Genomic DNA, 1,194 nt, shown 5'->3' with positions numbered 1-1,194 from the left:
CGACTACTCGTTGATGGCGGCGACGACGCCTGCGCCGACGGTGCGGCCGCCTTCACGGATGGCGAAGCGCAGCTTCTCTTCCATGGCGACGGGGACGATGAGGGTGACGTCCATGGTCACGCTGTCGCCGGGCATCACCATCTCGGTGCCCTCGGGGAGCACGCACACGCCGGTCACGTCCGTGGTGCGGAAGTAGAACTGCGGGCGGTAGTTGGTGAAGAACGGCGTGTGGCGGCCGCCCTCCTCCTTGGTGAGGATGTAGGCCTCGGCCTTGAACTTGGTGTGGGGCTTGACCGAGCCGGGCTTGCACACGACCTGGCCGCGCTCGACGTCCTCGCGCTTGGTGCCGCGCAGGAGCACGCCGACGTTGTCGCCGGCCTGGCCCTGGTCGAGGAGCTTGCGGAACATCTCGACGCCCGTGACCGTCGTGGTCTGCGTGTCGCGGATGCCCACGATCTCCACGGTCTCGCCGACCTTCACGATGCCGCGCTCGACGCGACCCGTCACCACCGTGCCGCGGCCCGAGATCGAGAACACGTCCTCGATGGGCATCAGGAACGGCTTGTCGATGGGGCGCTCCGGCTGCGGGATGTAGGCGTCCACCGACTCCATGAGCTTGAGCACGGCGTCGTGGCCGACGGCCTTGTCGCCGTTGTCGAGCGCCACCTTGGCCGAACCCTTGGTGATCGGGATGTCGTCACCGGGGAAGTCGTACTTGGAGAGAAGCTCGCGCACCTCCATCTCGACGAGCTCGAGGAGCTCCTCGTCGTCGACGAGGTCGACCTTGTTCAGGAACACGACGAGCGCCGGCACGCCGACCTGACGGGCGAGCAGGATGTGCTCGCGGGTCTGCGGCATCGGGCCGTCGGCCGCCGACACCACCAGGATCGCGCCGTCCATCTGGGCGGCACCCGTGATCATGTTCTTCACGTAGTCGGCGTGGCCCGGGCAATCCACGTGGGCGTAGTGCCGGTTCGTGGTCTCGTACTCAACGTGCGCCGTCGAGATCGTGATGCCGCGCGCCTTCTCCTCCGGCGCCTTGTCGATCTGGTCGTACGCCGTGAACGTCGCACCACCCGTCTCGGCCAGAACCTTCGTGATCGCCGCCGTCAGCGACGTCTTGCCGTGATCCACGTGACCGATCGTGCCGATGTTGCAGTGCGGCTTCGTACGAGCGAATTTCTCTTTGGCCAT

General features: G+C 66.7%; 1 protein-coding gene. It reads right to left on the bottom strand.

Annotated features, from left to right (window positions below):
• Positions 1 to 3: 3 nt before the first annotated feature.
• Positions 4 to 1,194, bottom strand: a complete 1,191-nt coding sequence (gene tuf, locus MFF01_RS21985; RefSeq protein WP_238228595.1) for an elongation factor Tu — start codon at positions 1,192 to 1,194, stop codon at positions 4 to 6.

Source organism: Methylobacterium adhaesivum, assembly GCF_022179065.1.
In the GTDB taxonomy this organism is placed as follows: Bacteria; Pseudomonadota; Alphaproteobacteria; order Rhizobiales; family Beijerinckiaceae; genus Methylobacterium; species Methylobacterium adhaesivum.
This window is presented reverse-complemented; position numbering and strand designations above follow the sequence as displayed.

What these genes read in the sequence shown, in the direction of transcription:
- tuf (WP_238228595.1), bottom strand. Translation starts at nt 1,194, where the DNA reads ATGGCCAAAGAGAAATTCGCTCGTACGAAGCCGCACTGCAACATCGGC.